The 21863-nt window shown below is 67.1% G+C and carries 22 protein-coding genes and 1 pseudogene; 14 read left to right on the top strand and 9 right to left on the bottom strand.

Translation table 11 applies throughout. From position 1 onward, the window contains the following. Window positions 1-42 precede the first annotated feature (42 nt). Genes LBW94_RS09085 through LBW94_RS09075 form a run of 3 tightly spaced genes read right to left on the bottom strand, consistent with a single transcriptional unit; the run spans window position 43 to window position 1702 of the window. Window positions 43-873, bottom strand: coding sequence for a helix-turn-helix domain-containing protein (locus LBW94_RS09085; RefSeq protein WP_225062283.1), 831 nt, complete (start codon window positions 871-873; stop codon window positions 43-45). Beyond that, window positions 870-1418, bottom strand: a complete 549-nt coding sequence (locus LBW94_RS09080; protein WP_225062284.1) for a DUF6879 family protein — start codon at window positions 1416-1418, stop codon at window positions 870-872. The genes LBW94_RS09085 and LBW94_RS09080 overlap by 4 nt, the downstream gene beginning before the upstream one ends. Next, window positions 1418-1702: a hypothetical protein gene (locus LBW94_RS09075; RefSeq protein WP_225062285.1), complete on the bottom strand. Its 285-nt coding sequence runs from the start codon at window positions 1700-1702 to the stop codon at window positions 1418-1420. Before LBW94_RS09075 ends, LBW94_RS09080 begins: the two co-directional genes overlap by 1 nt. Before the next feature lie 372 nt (window positions 1703-2074). On the opposite strand from LBW94_RS09075, the gene LBW94_RS09070 reads away from it, so the two are divergent. The 3 genes from LBW94_RS09070 to LBW94_RS09060 all read left to right on the top strand — a co-directional run bounded on the left by LBW94_RS09070 (window position 2075) and on the right by LBW94_RS09060 (window position 5001). Then, complete coding sequence (locus LBW94_RS09070; RefSeq protein WP_225062286.1) at window positions 2075-3466, top strand: IS1380 family transposase; 1392 nt, start codon at window positions 2075-2077, stop codon at window positions 3464-3466. 298 nt (window positions 3467-3764) lie between these two features. Then, window positions 3765-4019, top strand: coding sequence for a hypothetical protein (locus LBW94_RS09065; protein WP_225062287.1), 255 nt, complete (start codon window positions 3765-3767; stop codon window positions 4017-4019). Window positions 4020-4125: 106 nt separating this feature from the next. After that, window positions 4126-5001 (top strand): ribonucleotide reductase N-terminal alpha domain-containing protein, encoded by an 876-nt coding sequence (locus LBW94_RS09060; RefSeq protein ID WP_266270378.1) that lies wholly within the window; start codon window positions 4126-4128, stop codon window positions 4999-5001. Window positions 5002-5176: 175 nt separating this feature from the next. Here LBW94_RS09060 and LBW94_RS09055 read toward each other — a convergent pair whose 3' ends face one another. After that, on the bottom strand, window positions 5177-5713 hold the full coding sequence (locus LBW94_RS09055; protein WP_225062839.1) for a GNAT family N-acetyltransferase: 537 nt from the start codon (window positions 5711-5713) through the stop codon (window positions 5177-5179). Window positions 5714-6176: 463 nt separating this feature from the next. Between LBW94_RS09055 and fxsT the strand changes: the two genes are divergently transcribed. The 10 genes from fxsT (at window position 6177) to LBW94_RS09005 (ending at window position 17164) form a co-directional block, all read left to right on the top strand. After that, window positions 6177-8654, top strand: coding sequence for an FxSxx-COOH system tetratricopeptide repeat protein (gene fxsT / locus LBW94_RS09050; protein WP_225062736.1), 2478 nt, complete (start codon window positions 6177-6179; stop codon window positions 8652-8654). A gap of 870 nt (window positions 8655-9524) precedes the next feature. Next, complete coding sequence (locus LBW94_RS09045; RefSeq protein WP_225062735.1) at window positions 9525-9797, top strand: hypothetical protein; 273 nt, start codon at window positions 9525-9527, stop codon at window positions 9795-9797. Window positions 9798-10062: 265 nt separating this feature from the next. Then, window positions 10063-10398 (top strand): transposase, encoded by a 336-nt coding sequence (locus LBW94_RS09040; RefSeq protein WP_225062808.1) that lies wholly within the window; start codon window positions 10063-10065, stop codon window positions 10396-10398. Further along, entirely contained in the window at window positions 10398-11327 is a 930-nt protein-coding gene (locus tag LBW94_RS09035; protein ID WP_225062807.1) for an IS3 family transposase, read from the top strand. The genes LBW94_RS09040 and LBW94_RS09035 overlap by 1 nt, the downstream gene beginning before the upstream one ends. Window positions 11328-11370: 43 nt before the next feature. After that, window positions 11371-11556: a hypothetical protein gene (locus LBW94_RS09030; protein WP_225055599.1), complete on the top strand. Its 186-nt coding sequence runs from the start codon at window positions 11371-11373 to the stop codon at window positions 11554-11556. A gap of 54 nt (window positions 11557-11610) precedes the next feature. Beyond that, window positions 11611-12033 (top strand): VOC family protein, encoded by a 423-nt coding sequence (locus tag LBW94_RS09025; RefSeq protein ID WP_225055597.1) that lies wholly within the window; start codon window positions 11611-11613, stop codon window positions 12031-12033. A gap of 384 nt (window positions 12034-12417) precedes the next feature. Then, a complete protein-coding gene (locus LBW94_RS09020; protein WP_225055595.1) occupies window positions 12418-13338 on the top strand; it encodes an ABC transporter ATP-binding protein in 921 nt (306 codons plus the stop codon). Further along, a complete protein-coding gene (locus tag LBW94_RS09015; protein WP_225055593.1) occupies window positions 13335-14966 on the top strand; it encodes an ABC transporter permease in 1632 nt (543 codons plus the stop codon). The genes LBW94_RS09020 and LBW94_RS09015 overlap by 4 nt, the downstream gene beginning before the upstream one ends. Window positions 14967-15209: 243 nt before the next feature. Further along, the gene (locus LBW94_RS09010; RefSeq protein ID WP_225055591.1) at window positions 15210-16199 is read left to right on the top strand and encodes an Acg family FMN-binding oxidoreductase; all 990 of its coding nucleotides are present in this window, start codon (window positions 15210-15212) and stop codon (window positions 16197-16199) included. A 383-nt stretch (window positions 16200-16582) separates the two neighbouring features. After that, complete coding sequence (locus LBW94_RS09005) at window positions 16583-17164, top strand: hypothetical protein (protein ID WP_225055589.1); 582 nt, start codon at window positions 16583-16585, stop codon at window positions 17162-17164. Between the two features lie 315 nt (window positions 17165-17479). Here LBW94_RS09005 and LBW94_RS09000 read toward each other — a convergent pair whose 3' ends face one another. The 4 genes and pseudogenes from LBW94_RS09000 to LBW94_RS08985 all read right to left on the bottom strand — a co-directional run bounded on the left by LBW94_RS09000 (window position 17480) and on the right by LBW94_RS08985 (window position 20431). Further along, on the bottom strand, window positions 17480-17722 hold the full coding sequence (locus LBW94_RS09000; protein ID WP_225055587.1) for a hypothetical protein: 243 nt from the start codon (window positions 17720-17722) through the stop codon (window positions 17480-17482). A gap of 94 nt (window positions 17723-17816) precedes the next feature. Then, the gene (locus LBW94_RS08995; RefSeq protein WP_225055585.1) at window positions 17817-18074 is read right to left on the bottom strand and encodes a DUF1918 domain-containing protein; all 258 of its coding nucleotides are present in this window, start codon (window positions 18072-18074) and stop codon (window positions 17817-17819) included. 334 nt (window positions 18075-18408) lie between these two features. Next, window positions 18409-19047, bottom strand: a pseudogene (locus LBW94_RS08990) (DUF4389 domain-containing protein); the annotation flags it as partial. Between the two features lie 157 nt (window positions 19048-19204). Then, complete coding sequence (locus tag LBW94_RS08985) at window positions 19205-20431, bottom strand: MFS transporter (protein WP_225055583.1); 1227 nt, start codon at window positions 20429-20431, stop codon at window positions 19205-19207. A gap of 99 nt (window positions 20432-20530) precedes the next feature. Between LBW94_RS08985 and LBW94_RS08980 the strand changes: the two genes are divergently transcribed. Then, window positions 20531-21232, top strand: coding sequence for an SRPBCC family protein (locus tag LBW94_RS08980; protein WP_225055581.1), 702 nt, complete (start codon window positions 20531-20533; stop codon window positions 21230-21232). A 34-nt stretch (window positions 21233-21266) separates the two neighbouring features. Here LBW94_RS08980 and LBW94_RS08975 read toward each other — a convergent pair whose 3' ends face one another. Then, window positions 21267-21797: a DUF2231 domain-containing protein gene (locus LBW94_RS08975; RefSeq protein ID WP_225055579.1), complete on the bottom strand. Its 531-nt coding sequence runs from the start codon at window positions 21795-21797 to the stop codon at window positions 21267-21269. Window positions 21798-21863: the final 66 nt, after the last annotated feature.

Below are 21863 nucleotides of genomic sequence, written 5' to 3'. Positions count from 1 at the left end.
TGATGGCCGAGCGTTGAGCCGAGGACGACCGGCCAGCGTGCTCTACCGTCTGCGTTCGGCCGCAGTCCTGATCAATGCGCGGGCCTCATCACCGTAAGCGGCCTGTTCAGCCAGGACAGCGAAGGTCTTCTCGTGCAGCGCGATCTCGGACGGCCGGGTGATGGTCAGTTCGGCGCTGACAGTCTCGGTAAGTACCTGGGTCCGGTCGTAGATGACGAAATTTGCTGCGGGCAAACGGTATTCGGCGGTTAGCGGCAGTATGCCAAGACGGATCCGTGGGTGGGTGGTGGTGTCGTACAGCCGATCGAGCTGGCCGAGCATCACCGCGTCGTCACCGACGGTCCTGTGCAGTGCCCACTCGCCGACGATCATGTGGAAGCGATGGTTGCCGTGCTCCAGAACCCGCTGGCGCTGCATACGAGCGGCCAACGCCTCGTCGAGGTCGTCCCGACCGCCGGTGACGGCGATACAGGCAGTGAGGACTGCGCGGGCATAGGGTTCGGTTTGCAGCAGGCCGGGGGTGACGTCGGGTGACCACCAGCGGATGAGTTTGGTGTGTCCTTCGAGCTGGATGGATTGCCGTTGCCGGTGCGCGTGCCCTGCGGCAACGGTGCGTTGCCATTCGAGGTACATGGCGCGCAGGTTGCGCAGCGATGCCACCAGATCGTCCAACACGGCAGGGTTGTCGACCGCATCGCACCACTGAGCAAGATCATCCTCGGTAGGGCTCTGCTTTCCATGTTCGATGCGAGAGACCTTGGATGAGTGCCAGCCGCACGCGGTCGCGAGGGCGATGCCGGACATGCGGGCACCTCGGCGCAACTCCCGAAGGCGTGCGCCGAGTGCCTCGCGTGCCTGATCGACATTCGTCACATCCGCACGCGTTCGCTATCCAGGTAGACGGCATGGTCGATGCCACGGGGCCACAGGGTCTCTCGTACTTCGACAGCCCAACCGACAAGCCGCGGGTCGGTGGTGATCGACAGGCCCATGAACGCACCATCCTCCGCGAAGGTGGTGTAGGCGACCGTCGTCCGATCGAACAGCCAGTAGTCGTCAGCTGGAACCTCGGCCGGCTGGACCAGATTCCTGGGCAGCCAGCGCACTTCCTCTCCGGTTTCGACGTTGTCGGCGGTGTTTTCGAGCAGCCACCGCACATAGTCGGAATGCGGGACCGTGATGACGCGCAGTCGTTCGAGCGCGACGTCACGCCCGGCGGTTTCGATCATCAGCTCGTCCCATGCACGCCACGAGTCGGGCTGTTCCTCGCGTTCGTAGGGTTCACCAGCCGCCCACCGCCGCAGCGCTTCGGCTTCGTCGGCGACGGCGTAGCTGTCCCTGACTTCGAGGTGGAAGGCGCTGCTGTGGGTAGCGCGAAACAGGGGCGCCCAGATGTCGTCTCCGCTGACATGCAGCATCAGCGGACCTCGACGGCGGTTTCGTAGTCTTCGAGGGTCAGTTGCCCGAGCACTTCCGCATCGGTGACCGGGGTACCCGGGACGAGAATGACGCCTGGGGTATCGGTGGCCTCGACGGGCAGCGTCATACCCGGTTCCAGCCAGTCGAGCAGTTGATGGGGCACGGCCACAGCATGCCCGTCAGCGATGCGATCGCCTTGGACGATGAGACCGAAGTCAGTGACGTAGACGGCCGGGCACGCACCGTGGTCAGAGCCGGAGCCGAGCAGGCGAAGGGTTGTCATGAGAGGACTTCCTTTGCAGTACGCGGAAGGAGATGACCTGCAAATCGTCACTCTTCCACCACCATACGGTCAAGGTTACGCGCAAAGGCTCGCAAAGATGTAGCCCGGCAACACGCCTCGCTCGTAGCGTCCGAGTTCAGGCACCCGAGACCGGGTGACGCCGCAGCCTCAGTCGGCCCGCTGACTACTCGCAGAGAGGGCCGGTCGGCGGCGGGTGGGGCAGTTACAGGTCTCGGGTCGCCGCACCCTAAACCTCGATCCACCGAAGGTTTTGTGTTCGTTGGTGCCTGATGAACGAGAAAAGTGCCCTTCGAGCTGGGATGATCGCTGTTGTCTAGGCAGTGATCGTCCGGTTTCAGAAGGGCACTTCGGGTGCAAGTTTCGCATAGATTCGCCGCGGAGTCAGCGGTGTTCGATGATCAGAATCTCGTGTCGCTGGCAGGTCTGGTGCCGGTGATGCGGCTGGCCGAACAGACCGGGCTGGGTGAGTTGCTGACCGCGAAGGTGGCGATCGCCGAGCCTCGGATCAAGTCCGGGTCGGCGAACCCTGGTCCGAAACTGGTGACACTGATCGCCGGGATGTGTGCGGGCGCGGACAGCATCGACGATGTCGATGTGCTGCGCAGCGGCGGCATGAGCGCGGTGTTCGACCGGGTGTATGCGCCGTCGACGGTCGGAACCCTGTTGCGGGAGTTCAGCTTCGGGCATGCGCGTCAGCTCGAATCGGTGCTGCGCACGCACCTGTCGCGGTTGTGTGCGCGGGCCGATCTGCTGCCCGGCGCCAGCCAGCGGGCGTTCGTCGATATCGATTCGTTGCTGCGGCCGGTGTATGGGTATGCCAAGCAAGGCGCGTCCTATGGGTTCACCAAGATTTCGGGCAAACAGGTTCTGCGCAAAGGGCTTTCACCATTGGCGACCACGATCAGCACTGACCTGGCTGCGCCGCTGATCGCGGGAATGCGGTTGCGCGCCGGGAAGGCGGGATCGGCCAAAGGGGCCGGGCGGATGGTCGCCCAAGCCGTCACCACCGCCCGCGCGGCCGGGGTGACCGGTGAGATCCTGGTGCGCGGGGATTCTGCTTTCGGTGGTCGTGCCGTGATCAGCGCGTGTCACCGCCTCGGAGCCCGGTTCTCGCTGGTGCTGGCGAAGAACCGCGCCGTGGCGCGCGCGATCGCGTCGATCCCCGGCGATGCGTGGACACCAGTGAAATACCCGGGCGCGGTCCGCGACCCCGACAGCGGTGAATGGATCTCCGACGCCGAGGTCGCCGAAATCCCGTATACCGCTTTCGCTTCCAAGCCCGACCGGGTCACCGCCCGGCTGATCGTGCGCCGCGTCAAAGACGCCGCCCGCCAGGACGAACTGTTCCCGGTCTGGCGGTATCACCCGTTCTTCACCGATTCGACCGAACCCACCGTCGACGCCGACCTCACCCATCGCCGCCACGCCGTCATCGAGACCGTGTTCGCCGACCTGACAGACGGCCCACTGGCGCACATGCCGTCCGGGCGCTTCGGCGCGAACTCGGCCTGGGTGCTGTGCGCGGCGATCGCGCACAACCTGCTGCGCGCCGCCGGCGCACTCGCCGACCCGCGACTGGGCAGAGCACGCGGAACCACGTTGCGCCGCAAGATCATCGCCGTTCCCCCTCGTTTCACCCGCCCTCAGCGAAAACCTGTCCTGCACCTGCCCGCTCACTGGCCCTGGGCCAGGGCCTGGCACCAGCTCTGGCACGCCACCACCGCCACACTCTCGACCGCCTGAACACCCGCCCAACCGCCCCTGCGACCAGGAACAACAGTGGAAAGGCTGGGCAGACCAGCAGCTACCGGCCACCCAAAACCCCGCTGTCCGCTCGCCGCCGGCGCACAGACAGCGCAGAAACCTCGTCGGTGGATCGAGGCTAAACGACTGAGGGAGCCACCATGACTGCGGCCCAATCGAATCCGCTGACGCCAACACCGATCAGCACCTTCCGAACGTCCCCAGGGGTGGGGTGCCGCGTCCCCCACCCCTGGGGATCGCCAATGAGCCGCACCGCTCACCGAGGGAATAGCGAGTAATGCGCCAGTACCTGGTGAAGGTTCATTGCTGCGGCAGCCGCTGGCTGATCCATGTGCCGGCGGTGGAGCGCTGGACACCGGTCGATGACAAGAAGGCCATCGAGTCGACCGCCCGGACGATGATCGCTGATCTGACAGGCGTTCTGCCGGACTCCTTCGGCGTCGACCTGGCCGCGGATCGCGTGTTGGTCAGCGTCGAAGAGTACGCCGCCGGTCAGGCGGCACTCCAGCGATGGCATCCAGCGCGGGTGTGACCAACCAGCCTTCACACGAATCTGCTTGCTCCAGTAGCTCTTTCAGTTCCATTCACGCTTCCGGCTGACGGCTGCACGCTGTCAGCCGATCGAAACGAGTTCTTGTATGTCCCAATTCGTACCATCCCCGCACGCTGAGCATGTCTTACGAGCAGGCCGCATCATCGACCACGACGAAACACCGGCCCACATGGTGAAGCGCGTGACCGCCGCCTTGGCCGACCAGGAGGCCGAGTTTTCCGGCCGACGATCAGCCGCCCAATTCGCCGAGGCGTTCGAGGCAGCACTGGACCGGCGGGAGATCATCATGAGCACGCCGGTCATGATGAACGCCGGCCGCCACCCGGACCGGCCTCTGACGGCATGTACGGTACCGACCGCCGACCTCGATCCGGCTCGATCAGGGCGACTGCGCGAGGAGGTCATCACCCTGCACGAACAGGGCATGGGTACAGGATTCAATCTTGACACAGCAGAGGACCCTGTCGCTACCTTGCGCTTTCTGAACCGCGTCGCCGTCGACAGCGCACAGCAGGGCAGGGAAGAGCGCCCGGTCGGCAACATGGCCATCGTGAGCGTCCGGCACCCGAGAATCCATGAGTTCATCCAGGCCAAGGTCAGCGCGAGAGCCGACGACACCGACTGGAAGTTCAACATCTCGATCAACGTCGACGACGCCTTCATGGCAGCCGTCGATGGCGGGTGGGACGTTGAACTCCTCGACGGGTGCCGGGTCGACCCCAGTCGCCTCTTCGATGACATCTGCACTGCCGCAGCCGTATGCGCCGATCCCGGCATCGTCTTCCTGGAGAGGGCGTCGACCAAATGCTCGAACGCCTCGAACTCACCGACGACGAACGCGAAGCGCTCGAGGGCGACAGGGAGGTGCTCCTCCAACTCGCCGATCGACTTGCCGACGTCCCAACGCCTGCCGGACCGACGCCCAGCGAACTCGGCACAGACCAAGCGTTCATCGCACTGACCGAGCTTCAGGAGAGTATCGGCCGGTCGGCTGGCTCCACCTAGCCCGCATTTCAACCGAAGAAGTCCGCTCGCGAACGTCACGGAAATGCCGATTACCGCGCCGCACTTACTTCGCGAGAGCATCGAACGAGCGATGGCCAGTGGTATCGAGTCGCGATGGACGAAGTCGGGTGTCAGAGCTGTCTCGTGAGGAACACGGTGATCCCGCGGACCGCGTCGACTTCGGTGCGCTCGGTTTCGGTGAAACCGACCTTCGCCAGCACACGGCGAGAAGCGATGTTCCAGTCCCAGACTGTAGCCCACAGACGTTCGTACCCGGAGGATCTCGCCCAGTCCAGAACCGCCAACGAGGCTTCGGTGGCGTACCCGTGACCCCAGACTCGGCGAAGCAACTCGAACGCCAGCTCCGGTTCCCCCTCTGCTCCCCGTCCAGTGTCTACCAGTCCGCAGTAGCCAATGACGTCCCGGTCGACCTTGCGCTGGACCGCCAGCAAGCCGGTAGACGACGGCTGCTCGGTACGGATCCCATCCTCGAGCTCTGCGAGTGTGGGGTATCCATCCGCGTCGATTCGACGGTGCGGAGGCACTCGTGGATCACGTTCGGTCCACAGCTCGCGCTGGACGACGGCCTCGGCTACCCGCCAAGGCCTGAGCAGTAGGCGACTGGTCTCCAACACAACCTCGCGGCCCGGCGTCACTCCAGCTGGCATGAAAGCAACTCTCTCACAGGGGAACACACGACGATGCCGCATACCGAGCGAAATCTGCTGTGCCCAAAGAGCATCCGCTCATGCCGATTACCGGATGTTCGGGATCAGGGTCTCGACCGCTGAATATTCTGTTCGCTTCTCGCCCGCCCGTGAGGCCGTCGCGGGTGCGCTCGGATATGAGGGTGTGCGCGAATTCGGCGATGGTGCCCAGAATCGGGAAGAACATCGCCCCCACGGCAGGGAGGTGTCTATGCCCTGATCCCGCTGTCGATATCCGGAGTCGTGTGCACAGGTCCCCGATGCCCCCTGCAACGAGAAGGCCGTTCCCGCGGTGGTGTGGAGGTTCTACGATGAGGCGGTCCGCCCGCCAGGTTATGTGGCGGGGGAATGTTCGGCCGGTCCGTGTCGCGGGGCGGTCATGGCCCGGGGGATCTGCGTTCGGTGTCGTCGAGGTGGGGATCGGATGAAGTGGTTCGGGGGGCGCGGCAGGCCGACGCTGGTACCCGAGGCCGGGGCGTCGACCGGGACGTCCGGGCGACGGGCGGTCGTGGTCGAGACCGGCGGTGGTGACGTCTCCTCCACAGTGTCGATCGGGGGCGATACGACGGTGGTGCAATCGGCGCGGATCATCGGTGACGGCAATCATGTGGTGCAGGCCGGTCGGGACGTGGTGGCCCTACCGGCAGTGCCGTTGACCCCGATGGCCGAGGTCGATGCTCCGCCCGGGATGGGGAACGTGCCGTTGCCGCCAACCCGGTTCGTCGGCCGTGGTGAGCATCTGGCTGCGCTGGATACGGCGGCCGGGGTGGGGCTGATGGTGGTGACCGCGGTCCACGGGCTGGGCGGGATCGGTAAGAGCACCCTGGTCGCGCACTGGGCCACCACCGGTAGCCACGGGTGCACGCCGGTGTGGTGGCTCACTGCCGACAGTCCGGCTGCGGTCGAGCAGGGCCTGGCGGGTCTGGCGGCGGTGCTGGAACCGGTGGTGGCGCGGGGGCTGGCGGTCGAGCAACTGGCCGAGCGGGCAGTGCAGTGGCTGGCCACCCATACGGGGTGGCTGCTGGTCCTGGACAACGTGAGCGACCCACGCGATATCGAGACCGTGCTGGCCCGCACCCGGAACGCGGGAGGCCGGGTGGTGGTCACCAGCCGGCTGGCCACCGGCTGGCAGCACGCCACCACCACGATCGGAGTCGACGTCCTGACACCGCCGGAAGCATCGGCTCTGTTGTCGGGGATCGTCACCACCAGCGGGCCACGTGATCTGGACGGCGCGGCGGAACTGTGTGCGGTACTGGGGTTTCTGCCGTTGGCCGTCGAGCAGGCCGCCGCGTATCTGGCGCAGAACCCGGCCACCGGCCCGCGCACCTATCTGGGGTTGCTGACCGGGTATCCGGCCGTCATGTTCGACCGCGCGGCGGTGACCGCCGATCCGCAGCGGACAGTGGCACGGATCTGGCGGGTGACCATGGAGCAGATCGCCGCGCTCGAACCGTTCGCGGTGGAACTGTTCACGATCCTGGCCTGGTGGGCCCCCGACAACATCCCTGCGAGCCTGCTGGACGGGCTCGCCGACCCACCCACCGTGGACGTCGCGGTCGCGATCCTGGCCGCCTACACCATGATCACCGTCGACCCGGGTACCGGCGCGATCTCGGTGCATCGGCTGGTACAGGCTGTCACCCGCACCCCCGACCCACACCACCGTGCCCTGACCGACCAGGCATGCGATCGCGCCACCACCGCCCTGTCCGACGCACTGCCCCGAACATGGGAGGACCCCGCCGACTGGCCGTGGTGGCGGGTCCTGCTGCCGCACATCGAAGCACTGGCTGCCTGCACCCGGCCCGACACCGACACCGACACCACCGCGACCGTCCTCAACCGCACCGCGCTATTCCTCGACGATCAAGGGTCACCGACACGCGCCATCCCCCTGCTCCAGCGAGCCTTCACCGAACGAGAACGGGTCCTCGGCCCCGACCACCCCGCCACCCTCACCTCCCGCAACAACCTCGCCAGCGCCCACGAGTCCGCGGGCCGGATCGACGAAGCGATCACCCTGCACGAGCGAACCCTCACCGACCACGAACGGGTCCTCGGCCCCGACCACCGCGCCACCCTCCTCTCCCGCAACAACCTCGCCGGCGCCCACGAGTCCGCGGGCCGGGTCGACGAGGCGATCCCCTTGTACGAGCGGAATCTCACCGACCGGGAGCGGGTCCTCGGTCCCGACCACCGTGACACCCTGGCCTCCCGCAACAACCTCGCCAGCGCATACAAATCGGCGGGCCGGGTCGACGAAGCGATCACCCTGCACGAGCGAACCCTCACCGACTGCGAACGGATCCTCGGCCCCGACCACCCCGCCACCCTCACCTCCCGCAACAACCTCGCCGGCGCCCACGAGTCCGCGGGCCGGGTCGACGAGGCGATCCCCTTGCACGAGCGGAATCTCACCGACCGGGAGCGGGTCCTCGGCCTCGACCACCCCGACACCCTGGCCTCCCGCAACAACCTCGCCAGCGCATACCGGTCGGCGGCCCGGATCAACGAGGCGATCACCCTGCACGAGCGAACCCTCACCGACCAGGAAAGGGTCCTCGGTCCCGACCACCCCGCCACCCTCACCTCCCGCAACAACCTCGCCGGCGCCTACAGGTCGGCGGGGCGGGTCGACGAAGCGATCACCCTGCACGAGCGGAATCTCACCGACCGGGAACAGGTCCTCGGCACCGACCACCCCGACACCTTCTTCTCCCGCAACATCCTCGCCAACGCCTACCGGTCGACGGGCCGGGTCAACGAAGCGATCACCCTCTACGAGCGGAATCTCACCGACCGGGAGCGGGTCCTCGGCACCGACCATCCGAGGACAGCGGCGGTGCGAAACAATCTGGCGGTAGTGGTCGCCAACTCAATGCACGAGGACGACCGGTAGGCAAGGTGCAGTCGACGCGCGCTGTAATGCCGCATACCGCTCGAAACCGGTTGCGTCCGTACAACATTTCGCTCATGCCGATTACCGTGCGTTTCTGGCTGTGAGCGGTTGGCCGGAGCGGCCCGTGGCTGGCCCCATCCGAACAATAGCCAAGACGACCTGCGCGAGTTGATGTCGCTTTCGCGGGCGGTGATCTCGTGGTGCGGTCGGCTTCGGTCGCTCTTCTCGCGCGCTACACCGGCAGCTCCCGAATCCGCTGCGGCTCGGACCTACGCCTGTACTTCGCGTGGTGCTGCGAGCATGGGCAGGCACCGCTGAGCGTGGCGTGCCCGGAAGCCGAACGCTACGGGCGAGGGATGCGGGGAACCCGCTGATTCACACCATTCATCGTGTCGCGCACCATGGTCACGATCATCGCTTTCTGCCGGTGACCGCGCTCGCGGAGGTGAGCGCCGTCACCGGTATCTGTGTCATCGGCGGATCCTCGAGCACTCCCCGGCCCAGCATGTCCGCCGCCCGGGAGTGCACAACGACTCGCCCACCCCCGGGCTTCCACACCTGCGATTCGAATTCCTGCTCGCCTCCGCCTGCGATTCGGGCAACCGGTTCGACGTTCCCCGGTCGCGATGCTCGGCACGTTGAACCGCGTATCCGCGGTCTGGACTCGCCGGACTCGCATGGTTTAGGGTTGCCTAACCTAATGGAAGTGGGGATGGAATTATGCGGGATCGACAACGACAGGACTCGACGGAGCGCGTGGTCTCGTACGCGATCGGCATCGGGCGGATCGCGTGGGGTACCACCACAACTCTGGCGTCACGTCGCGTGCATTCCGCGCTCGGCGTCTCTTATCCCGGCGAGGACCGAGGCGTGTGGATCAAAGCTTTCGGCGTTCGTGACGTAGTCCTCGGCGTGGCGGCACTGCACCCCGACGCGACGATCCGCCGAGCGGCGCTGCGGTCCGGAATCGTGATGGACGTGATCGACGCCGTGGTGGTGGCCAACGCCGCTCGACTGGGCTTGCCGCACCGGGCAGCCACGGCGGGAATAGCACTCGCAGGCGGCACCGCCATGTTGGCGGCACTGGGACCAGCGGCACTCGGATACTTGCGAGACCGTGAGGTCGTGCCGAGCCAGCCGTAGCAGCCCTGCCGAGACCTGCACATACATCAGCCTCGAATCAGAGCCACGGCCGTACGCTGGCGTGCCCCCGAACAACACCAGCCATCAAGGGTCCCTCTGGCAGGTCGATAGATCACTCGGAGTTCCTCGGGTTTGAACGTCCTGTAATGCCGCGATTGGTGTGTCCGGTTGTCGTGCTGGCGCGCACCGTGGTTCATGTGAGGTTCCCCCTGGAAAGTGGACACCGATTTGACAGACCGAATGGTCTTGTTGGAAGGATGTCCCTATGCCACCTCGCAAGCGCCGGTCGTACACGGCCGAGTACAAGGTCGAGGCAGCACATTGTGTGATCGATACCGGTCGCACGATCGCCGACGTCGCCCGGGAGTTGGGGATCGACGCCGGCATGCTCAGTTACTGGGTGAAAGACGAACGCCGCCGCAACGGGGCCGCCGCCGGAGGTGGTGAAGACGGTGGTGGCGAGCCGTTGTCAGCCGTGGAGAGGGCCGAGTTACAGGCTCTCCGGAAGCGAGTTGCCGAGCAGGACAAGGACATCCAATTCCTTAAAAAAGCCTCGGCGTACTTCGCTGCGATGCAGAACAACCGACCCGGTTCGAACTGATGGCGAAGTACGCCGCCCCTGATGCGCAGGCGGTGGCCGCGACCGCCGGCACCACGACCAGCCCGCAATGCTTCGATGTGACCCGGATGGCACGGCTGCTGGAGGTGTCGAGGGCGGGATTCTATGCGTGGCGCAAGCGCAGGGCCGCAACGGATTTGACGCCGCGCCAGCAGCGCCGCGCGGACCTGACGGTGAAGATCCTCGACATCCATGACGACTCCGCGGGCACGTACGGATCACCTCGGATCACCGACGAGCTGCGCGAACGCGGCGAGAGGGTGAACTACAAGACAGTCGCGGCGATCATGGCCGAGATCGGGATCGAGGGCATCAGCCCTCGCACTTTCAAAGTTCGCACCACCGTGGCCGATCCAGCTGCGGTGTTCGCGCCGGACCTGGTGGCGAGGGAGTTCGATCAGGGCCACCCGGACGCCGTCTGGACCACGGATTTCACGTATCTGACCTGCGGAGAAGGCGACATGTATCTATGTGCCATCCGGGACGGGCATACCCGCCGGGTACTCGGTCACGCGGTCGCCGACCACATCGGTGCGGACGTGGTCGAGGTCGCGATCGAGCAGGCCGTTGCCGTGCGCGGCGGACGGGCGCGCGACACGATCCTGCATTCGGACCGCGGCGGCGAGTTCACTGCGGGATTGACCGTGAAAGCCTGTGCTCGCCACGGCCTGCGGCGGTCGATGGGGGCCACCGGCATATGCTGGGACAACAGCCCCGCCGAATCGCTGTGGTCGACCTTCAAGCATGAATTCTACTACCGGCACGCCTTCACCACGAAAGCCGAACTCATTGCCGCAGTTGACAAATGGATCATCCGTTACAACACTACGAGAAGACACTCCGCGATCGGTGGCATCAGCCCGATCCGCTACGAGCAGTCACTCATGACAGCCGCAGCGAACGCTGCGTAACCAGCTGTCCACGGTTCGGGGGGAACCTCAGGCCAGACAGGCTGTGCTGCTGTTGCAGCAGGGGATGGCGACGATCGAGGTCGCGCAGCGGACGGGGTACCACGACCAGCCGCACCTCGCGCGTTCGCTGACCCGGTTCACCGGCCGCACAGCTTCCCAGCTGCGGCGCGCCGACGACGACGAGATGCTGTCGCTCCTGTACAAGACCGAGGTCGAGGTGCGTCCCTAGGTTGGTGGTGTCGCCGGGAACACCCGGCACACCGGAAATCCTTGGAGGCACGTCGTGGCATTCACGCAGATCTACGTCAACCTGCCGGTCACAGACCTGGAGGCGAGCAAGAAGGTGTACACGGCGATGGGGGCGACGATCAACCCGGATTTCACCGGGGACACCTCCGCTCAGGTGGTCTTCGCGGACGCGGTCGTGGTGCAGCTGATGACCCGCGAGACGTTCGCCACCTTCACCAAGCGAGACATTGCGGATGGTCCGATCGAGGTGATCAACGCGCTGGCTGCCGGATCGCGTGAAGAAGTGGACCGCCTCGCCGACGCGGCGCTGGCCGCAGGGGCCACCGAACCACGGGAGGCCCAGGACATGGGCTGGCTGTACAACCGGGCAATCGACGACCCGGACGGCCACTGCTGGGAACTGCTGGCCTACGACCCGGGCGCCACGGGCGACGACACCACGACCGGCCAGGGCTGACATCGGCGGGTCGGATCGTCCCGGGTGCAGGCGGGGTGACCCGAGCACTGTTGCGCACCGACGGATTCCGCACCGCCACAGAGCTGTCCGACGCCGTCGGCTCCGGCGCGGCCGACCCCGCCGGCATGCGCGAAACGCTGGTGGTCGAGCCCGAACCACCCACCCGAATGCCTGTAGCGCAACAGACTGGGCATCGTCCCGGCGGCGTCATGCCTGCACCCGCAGGTCGATGTGCAGCGGTGCGGTCGCGATCGCCTTCGGCGGTGAGGTCCAACTGCTTCTGATCCGGGGACTTGCGGCCGTGGTCGCCGCGCGAGAGTGCGGCGCAGTCTCGACACACGGAGTACGACTTGGGCTCCGGCCGGTGTGTATCGAGGAGACTCCATGGCCGCAATAATCGACATTCGGGATCTGTACAAGAGTTTCGGACATGTCCACGCCCTCGACGGGCTCGATCTGACCGTCGACGAGGGTGAGATCCACGGCTTCCTCGGTCCCAACGGTTCCGGGAAATCCACCACGATTCGTATCCTGCTCGGCATTCTGCGGGCCGATTCCGGGCATGCGGTGCTGCTGGGTCGTGATCCGTGGGCCGATGCGGTCGCGCTGCACCGCCAGGTGGCCTATGTGCCCGGCGATGTCGCGTTGTGGCCGTCGCTGACCGGCGGGGAGACCATCGATCTGCTCGCACGCATGCGCGGGGGCATCGACACCGCGCGGCGGGCCGAGCTGATCGAGCGGTTCGACCTGGATCCGCGCAAGAAGGCGCGGTCCTATTCCAAGGGCAACCGGCAGAAGGTGGTGCTGGTATCGGCGCTGTCGTCGCACGCGCGGCTGCTGCTGCTCGATGAGCCCACGGCCGGGCTTGACCCGTTGATGGAGCAGGTTTTCCGGGATTGTGTGCGTGAGGCACGTGATCGCGGGGTGACGGTGCTGCTGTCCAGTCACATCCTGTCCGAGGTCGAGGCGCTGTGCGAGCGTGTCACCATCATCCGGTCCGGCCGCACCGTCGACAGCGGGTCGCTGGAGAGCATGCGGCATCTGTCGCGCACTGCGATCACTGCCGAATTGCTCGGTGACCCTGGCGATTTGAGCGATATTCCCGGCATCGAGAACCTCACCGTCGAAGGCTCGACACTGCATTGCCAGGTCGATGGCCCGAACCTCGGCGCGTTGATCCGCCGCCTCGGGGACATCGGTGTCCGCACGCTCGTCAGTCAGCCGCCCACGCTGGAGGAGTTGTTCCTGCGTCACTACCGGCTCGCCTCGGCGGACGCGCCTGCCGCGGAGTTGGTGACCGCATGACCACCCTCGCCTGTGCCCCTGCCGCTCCCGCTCGGCCACGGTCCGCCGGACTGGCCGGCACCTGGTTGTCGCTGCGATTGGTCCTGCGTCGTGACCGGATCGTGTTGCCGCTGTGGACATTCGTGCTCGGCGTGCTGATGCCGGTCACCTATGCGGGCAGCATCCGGACCGTCTACCGGACGCCGGCGGATCTGCAGGCGTTCGCCACCGCGACCTCTGCCAACCGTGCCGAGATCGCTCTGTACGGACCGGTGTTCAACGCCAGTCTCGGCGCGGTCTCCATCTGGAAGGCGCAGGCGCTGGGTGCGGTTCTGGCGGTGGCGGTGATCCTCACCGTCATTCGCCACACGCGCGCCGAAGAAGAGGTCGGGCGAACCGAATTGGTCGACTCCGCGTCGGTGGGACGCTTCGCCGGGCTCACCGCCGCGGTCCTGATGTCGGCGGGCGCGTCGATCGTCGTCGGTGCGGCGTTCGCGCTGATGCTGTGCGCATATCGGCTCCCGGTCAGCGGGTCGATCGCCTATGGTGCGGGACTGACCGCGGCCGGGCTGGTGTTCACCGGCGTCGGCGCGGTGGCGGCCCAGGTGAGTCCGAGCGCGCGCGCCGCGCGCGGTTACGCGCTGGCGGCGCTCGGTGTGGCGTTCGCGGTGCGGGCAGTGGGCGATGCGGGCTCGGGCACGCTGTCGTGGTTGTCGCCGCTGGGCTGGACCGTGCTGATCCGGCCGTTCGCGCAGGAACGCTGGTGGCCGTTGGGGTTGCACGCCGTAGCCATCGTGGCGCTGCTCGCGGCCGCGTACGGGCTGTTGGCCCGGCGGGATGTCGGGTCCGGTCTGCTGGCCGAACGCGCGGGGTCTGCCGGTGCCGGGCGTGGGCTGTCGGGTCCGTTCGGGCTCGCGTGGCGGATGCAGCGCGGCGTCATGCTCGCCTGGACCGTCGCGTTGACGCTGTACGGCTTGCTGTTCGGCAGCGCGGCGACCAGTGTCGGCAAGCAGTTGGGCAGCAACGAGGCGTTTCAGCAGTTCTTGCAGCGCATCGGCGGCACGCGCCAGCTGGACGACATGTTCGTCGGCATCGCCATCAGCATGCTGGCGATGGCCGCCGCGGCGTACGCGGTGTCGGCGGTGCTGCGGCTGCACTCCGAGGAGATCGCCGAACGGGCGGAGGCCGTCCTCACCGGTGCGGTCGGCAGAACTCGCTGGGCGGCAAGCCATATCGTCTACGCCCTGCTCGGACCCAGCCTCGCGGTGCTGGCGGCGGGTACGGCCGCCGGACTGGCGTACGGCAATTCGACCCACGACCTGGGCGGCAAACTCGCGGCCTGCGTCGCGGGCGCCGCGGTGCAGTTGCCCGCGATCTGGCTGACCGCGGCGGTGGCGGTGGCGTTCTTCGGACTGTCACCCCGCCGGGCGACCAGCGTCTGGGCGGTGTACGTCGGCTTCCTGCTGATCTATATGTTCGGCGGTGTCGCGAGATTCCCCCAGTGGGCGCGCGACCTCGAACCTTACAGCCATCTGCCCAAGCTGCCCGGCGGCCACTTCAACGCCGTCCCGCTGCTCTGGGAGGTGCTGGTTACCGCGGTGTTGCTGGTGATCGGTCTGGTCGCCCTGAGGCGGCGGGATCTGCGGTGAATCAGGTTCTGGGCGGCCCCTTTCGTCTGCGCCCCCACGCGGCCGGCGGTGAGAGGCAACCTCGGCCGCGCACCGAAGGACGGACACCGAATGCGCCGCCGGGCATCGGGCTTCGCCCTGCTATCGGCCCGCTGGGCTGTCGCGGACGTGACCGGTTGCCGCGCCGGGCACGGGCCGGGCTGCCCGAGGATCGGTGTCCAAAGGCCCTCGGCCCTCGGTTTCGCCGCTCCTACCGTGGAGTACATGAACAGTATCCCTTCCCATACGGTCATCGAGAAAGCGGTCCTGCTGGCCGGCCGGGCCCCTTCGCTGCACAACAGTCAGCCGTGGCAGTGGATCTTCGACGGCGTCACCCTGCAACTGTTCGTGGCCCGCGAGCGGTCGCTGCCGAACACCGACAGCACAGGGCGGCAGTCGATCCTGGGGTGCGGGATTGCCCTGGGGCACCTGCGTGCCGCGCTGGTGGCGGCCGGTTGGCGGACGGGTGTGTCGTGGCTGCCGGACCCGAACCATCGGGACCATCTCGCGACGGTCCGTTTCGCTCCGGCGCTGATCGTCACCGAGGCCGAGCGGGACCGGGCCGACGCGATCCTGCGCCGCCGCACCGACCGGCTGCCGTTCGATCCGCCCGCGAACTGGGACCGGGCCGAGACCGTGCTGCGCTCGATCATCGATCCCTCGGACGCGGTGTTCGAGGTGCTGCCGGAGCACAGCCGCCGGGAATTGGCCCCGGCCGCCCGGCTCACCGCCGATCTGCGGCGTCACGATTCCGGATATCAGGCCGAATTGCAGTGGTGGACAGGACATGTCACCGGCGCGACCGGAATTCCGGCGTCCGCGCTGACCAGCGCCCAGGAGCAGGAGCGGGTGCCGGTGGGGCGGAGCCTGCCGGTCACCTCCGGCACCCCGCGGCGACCCGATCGGGAGATCGATCGATCGGTGCTGGTCGCGCTGTCCACCGATACCGACCGCACCGACGACGTATTGCGGTGCGGGGAGGCGCTGTCGACCCTGCTGCTGGAGTGCACGGCGGCCGGATACGCCACCTGCCCGCTGACCCATCTCATCGAATTCCCGCGCAGCCGGTCGGTCGTCCGCGATCTGCTCGGCGGGGATTGGCAGCCGCAGGTGCTGGTACGCATCGGTTCCGTACCCGAGAACCGGGAGGAACCCGAGCCCACGCCCCGGCTACCGCTGTCGGCGATCCTGCGGACCGTGGCACCGCAGGTATGAGCGGCCCGGCTCCGCACGCCCGACGTCTACGTCGGTGTCGGCGATATCCACGGATTCCTCGGTGAGCGGGATGAATCGGTGCTGGTGATGCGGGCAGCTGCCGGCGCGGGCCAGGCTCACCGCCCTCGCCGCCGACCTGGCACGGGCGGCGGAACTGCTGCCCGCCCTGGTGACGACGCTCGCCGCGGGGCTCGTCACCAGCGCTTCCTGTTCGCCTGCCCGACCGGACAGAGGTCCCGAGCGACAGGGACCGGTCGGCCCATATCGGTTGCGACATTGTGCACTTCCGACGGATTCCACATCGCTGCGATGCTGGATTCGAGCCGAATTGCCTGGTAGCGACCGGGCCGATCGTGAACGGGATTCCGACCATGACACCAGCGATGACGAACAGATACCGACTGCTGCTACGCCGCGCGTGGACTATGTACCCATGGCGGCGTAACCCGCTCCTGCCCGCGAGCTACCGCCTGCGATACGCACTGCGTGCAGCGCTACTGGGCACCTTGGTGGCCGCGATCCCCGTCGCGGTGGCACTGGGTACCACCAGCTACAGCCACTTCGCTCAGGACAGCGACAGGCAACGGGTGGTTCTCCATCGAATCGACGCGACAGCCGATGCCGACGCATCGGTCATCTGGGGCGAGGAAACCGCGGTCCCGGCCGAATGGAACTATGCCGGAACAGGCCACACGGCAACGATTCCCGCGAATTCCACCACGCATGCACGCGATCGGGTCGAGATCTGGGTGACGGCCGCCGGTGACGAGACTGCGCCGCCGCCGACCCGATCACAGGACATCGGCGATGCGGTGGTGGCCGCGATCTCCGCCTATCTCGCTGGTGCGCTTGCGGTGGCGATTGCGCTGTGGGCCGTCGACCGGATGGTGGATCGGCACCGTTACCGGCTCTGGGACCAGGAATGGGCGGCGCTGGCCGCCGACCGGCGGTGGAACTCCCGATGACAACGCCAGGGGTCGCGCGCTGTCGGGGGTAGTCCGCGTGCATCCTCGGCGGCATGGCTTCTTCCAGCGTCGCCCCGCCCGCGCACATGCCCGGCCACCGAGGCGCACGGTGAGCGCCGGGAAGACCATGGTGGTGTTCTTGTCGGCAGCCGGTCGATGATCGGAATGATCGAATTCAGCCCGGGATCTCGCACCGCGACCACACGGCCCAGCCGGAACGGCACGCCCTTCTCGTACTGGAACAGGATCCGGACGGACATGCCAGCAGGATCACCGGCGCCGGCACGACCACCACCACGATGGTCATTGCGGGAGTCACCGCAGTTCCCCCGGGGAGGCGTGCGCGGGAACGGCTGCCAGCGCGTCACGGATGTCGTTTTCCAAGCCGTTCATCGCTGCGAGCGCGGAGGACGGATCGCTGTGCAGGATCGTGGGAAATTCGGGGCTGCAGGCGATGTAGGCGGCGTCCGCGGGGGCCCACCAGACCTCGCAGCGGAGTCCCAGTATCCGCCGTTCGATCGTGCTCGCCGCAGTCCCGGTCTGTATCGAAGTACTCATGTCGACCACTGTCGCTCGCGCCGATATACCGGCGACCGATGACGAAGACCTCGGTTTCGGTGGCTTTCGTCCTCGAAATCCGATCAATGCCCGTTCACATGCTCCGCGCACTCTGCTGCCCGGCCGTATAACGTGCCCATACCTCCGCTTCCGCAGCGTCCAGGTTCTCACTGGTCAGTACGTGTGCGTCGGGTCCCGGAAAGGTGAGCGCGCGGTGGCCGGTATCGGACCAGCGCACGAGAAACGGCGGCGTGCCGTCGATGCCGTGTACTTCCTCGATGAGTCCGCGGCGTGCCGGGCCGTCGACGACGCGAGCTTCGACCACCAGCCAGTCACCAGGCTTCGCACGCATATCCCGACCTCCTCGTGAGAATTGTGAGATGGCCTCCGCGCCGCGAACCTCGTCGCGCGGGGTGCTCTTCATCGTTACTCGCAGGTCGGCACCGCCACAGATCCGGTGGTCGCCGGAACAGGTGCCGTTGGTCCCTGTTCGTCCCGGCACCGGGCGCCGGAATGTGAGTAGGTTCGCCGATATGACCGATCGCAGCAGTCAGATGGTGCCCGGCATGAAACGATCCACCCGCATCGTGCGCTTCCGGTTCCGAGTCGCCGGCGGCGATCGGTTCGACGCACGCGAAGGACCCCGGCGAGGGCACCCTCGCCGGGGCAGGAGATCGTGAGTGGGTTCAGGCCGGCTCGCGGGGGCCTTGGTCGAGGCGGAACGGCGGGTACTCGTCGCGCATCAGCGCGGCGTACGCGATGACCCGGTACAGCCACCGGTTGACACCCATCACGAAATCGAACAGCCGACCAGGGTAGCGGCCGGTGAACAGCAGTGCCACCGCGGCGATGATCACCAGCACGCCCAGCAACGGAATCGCCATGTTGTTGCCGTGGTTGCCGCCGATGGTGGCGCCGCCACCGACCAGTGCCGCAACCACCAGATAGTGCGGGATCGCCAGCAGCCACCATTTGACGAGAACCAGCCCCCGCGAGAGCCGCTCGGGGTAGTCGATGTTCAGATCTGCCGGATAGTCGGCGGTGCCGAGCGTGAAAGGCGGGTATTTGTCGGTGCCCAGGGCGGCGTAGGTGTAGTACTGCACCCGCCACGACCAGCGCAGCACGCCGACGTTGAAGTCGAAGATCTTTCGCGGATACCGTCCGGTGAACAGGATCGCGAATCCGGCCACCACCGTGAGCACGGTGACAGCGACCCACAGTGCCAGCAGCACGATGTAATGGGGTATCGCCAACAGCCATTTGACCAGCCACAGCCACCGTGACAGCGGTTCATCGAGATCGCCTCGCAGCGCCACCGGATACACAGGAATGTTCTCGGACATGATGGTCCGTCCTCGCCTCGGTCAACCCGGACCTCTCGGTCTGGCGTACAGATCGAGTTTCGTACCCTGGCGGCGCCGCACGCTGGAGCACGAGGGCCCGAGCCGACCGGGACGAAAGCCCTGAATCCGGCTTCGCCGCCTACCGGCCGGCCGGGGCGATGTCACCGCGCGCCGCACCCGCCGGCGACAGGCGACTACCGGTCAGGGCGAGCACGGCGGCGAGCGCGAGTGCGACACCGCCGGAGATCAGCAACGGCATGCGGCCGTCGGTCTGCCAGAACAGACCGGCCCACAGGCCGGCGACGAGCACGGCGGCGCCCGTCAGACCCTGATAGATCCCTTGTGCGGTGGACTGGCGAGCGGCGGGGGCGAGGTCGGCGATCCAGGCTTTGCCGACTCCGTCCGTCGCGGCGGCGAATCCGCCGTAGACCGGGAGGACGACGAAGACCCAGGTGGGGGAATTCGCCAGGCCCAGACCGAGATAGCCGACCGCGAAACAGACCAGCCCGCCCGCGAAAACGAAGTGCCGCGGTAGCGAGTCCGAGAGGGCGCCCGCGGGATATGACAGCAGGGCGTATGCGGCGTTGTACGCGATGTAGCCGGCGATCACCCCGGCCACCGACAGCCCGAGCTGGTGAGCGCGCAGCAACAGCAGGGAGTCGGGGAAGTTCACCAGCGAGAACACCGTCAATACCGCGATCACGGTACGCAACCGTGCCGGCAACCGGGCAGGAGTATCTGCCGCTGCCGATTCGGCAGTGAATGTTGTTGCGGTGGCCGGGTTCTCGCGAACGGCGGCAACGAGAGCAACGGCCGCGAACGCCGGCAGGACAGCGATCATCAGCAGCGGCCGGATCTGGTGGCCGAGCAGCTCGTAGAGGCCCAGCCCGAGCGCCGGGCCGACAACCGCACCAGCGGTGTCGGCCGCGCGGTGAACACCGAAGATCCGCCCTCTGCGGGTGGGGTCGGCACCGACCATGAGCAGTGCATCGCGGGGTGCGTTGCGGACACCTTTGCCGAGGCGGTCCACGCAGCGGCCGGCCAGCACGAGCGGCCAGGCCACCGCGGCAGCCACGATGATCTTGCCCAGCGCCGCCAATGCGTAGCCGACGGCGATGAGCGGCCGCTTACGACGCCGATCCCCGAGACGTCCGACGAGGATCTTCGTCAGCGCGGCCGTGGCCTCGGCCGCTCCCTCGACCCCGCCGACCACGGCCGTGGGGGCGCCGAGCACAGTGGTGAGGAAGATCGGCAGGACCGGATACACCAGCTCGCTCGCGGTGTCGGCAAGAAAGCTTACCGCGCACAGCACCCGCAGGTTCGGCGTCAGCCATGCCGGCCACCGGCTGGTGCTCTCGGCTGTCATCGCCGTGATTCTAGGGCAGCGGGTGATCGGCCACACGTCCGGACTTTTCGGGCCGAACGACCCTGGCTGCCCGGTCCAGCGCACAGCACTCTGGGCGGTATGAGCTCTTCCCTCACCAAGACGATCACCGCCGCCGTGCTCGGTGGCGCGAGTTTCCTCGGCGGGCTGGCCGTCGGCTATCCCCTGTTCGCCCGCGCCAAGGTCCTGACCTGGGGTGCGAGCGGCGAGGAAATCGCTCGGCTGATGCCGGGTGACGAACTACTGCCGGAGGCCGCAATAGTCACCACCCGCGCGATCTCGATCTGCGCCGGGCCCGAGACCATCTGGCCGTGGCTGGTGCAGTTCGGGCCCGGCCGGGGCGGCGTGTACAGCTACGACTGGATCGACCAGTTGCTCGGCGTGCCGATGCACAGCGCCGATACGATCCTCCCCGAATACCAGCGCCTCACCGTCGGCGAGACATTCGGGCTCGCCGCCGAGGGGCCGCGGATGCGGGTCGAAATTCTCGAACCGCAGCACGCCCTGGTGTTTCGCTCCGAGGACCACAACTGGGTCTGGTCGTTCGGCCTCTACCCGGTCGACGGTGGCACCCGCCTGGTCAGCCGCAATCGGATCGCCACTGCGGACGCGTCCCCGGCCACCCGGGTGTGCTACCGCTACCTGCTGGAGCCGGGCAGCTTGATCATGGAGCGAAAGATGTTGCAAGGCATCAAGAACCGCGCCGAGCGAAGCGTGCCACCGAGAACGGTGAAGCCGGCATCCGCGATACGGCACGACACGACCGCACCGACACCCCGGTAGCTCATCCGGCAAACGTTCGCGGTGGGGTTCGGTTTCAGCGCTGGGCAGGGTCGGCGGCGGACTGATCCGCGACACGGTCGTGCCAGGCGGCTCGTGCCCCGCTGTCGCCGATTCGGTAGACCTGGACCATCGAGCCGACCGAGACGGCCACCGCTACCGCGGCGAGGACGATCGAGACGGCACGGTGCGCGCTCAGTGTGTCGATCTTGGCGAATCGTGGCCGCCACCACTGCCCCGCGCGTCGGCTGTGCAAGGCCCACCAGACGGCGGACAGCAGGAAGGTGGCGGCCGACCAGATCAGTAGTTGGTCGCCGAGGTCCGCATGCCGGCGGATCAGCGGGTCGTCGCCGCTGCGCTGGGCCAGCCATTCGCCGGAGTGGGTGGTCAGCGGGACGGTCACCAGTGCGGTGAAAGCGGTGAGAGGCACCAGGACTCCGAGCCGGGCCCGCGCGGCGGGCCAGCAGGCAACCAGAATCAGCAGGAGGGCGGCCAGCGGTACCAGCACGACCACGAAATGGACGAGCAGAACGTGGGCGGGCAGTCCGTCGATGATGGTGGGTCCCATGCCGGTCGGGGCTCCTCGTTCGGGTGATGCGGTAGTGGTCGCCCGGAGCGTAGGCGGCGATTCTTG

It is taken from the genome of Nocardia sp. alder85J, assembly GCF_020176955.2.
Lineage (GTDB): Bacteria > Actinomycetota > Actinomycetes > Mycobacteriales > Mycobacteriaceae > Nocardia.
Note: the sequence above shows the minus strand (reverse complement) of the source record. Positions and strands in the feature narration are given on the sequence as shown.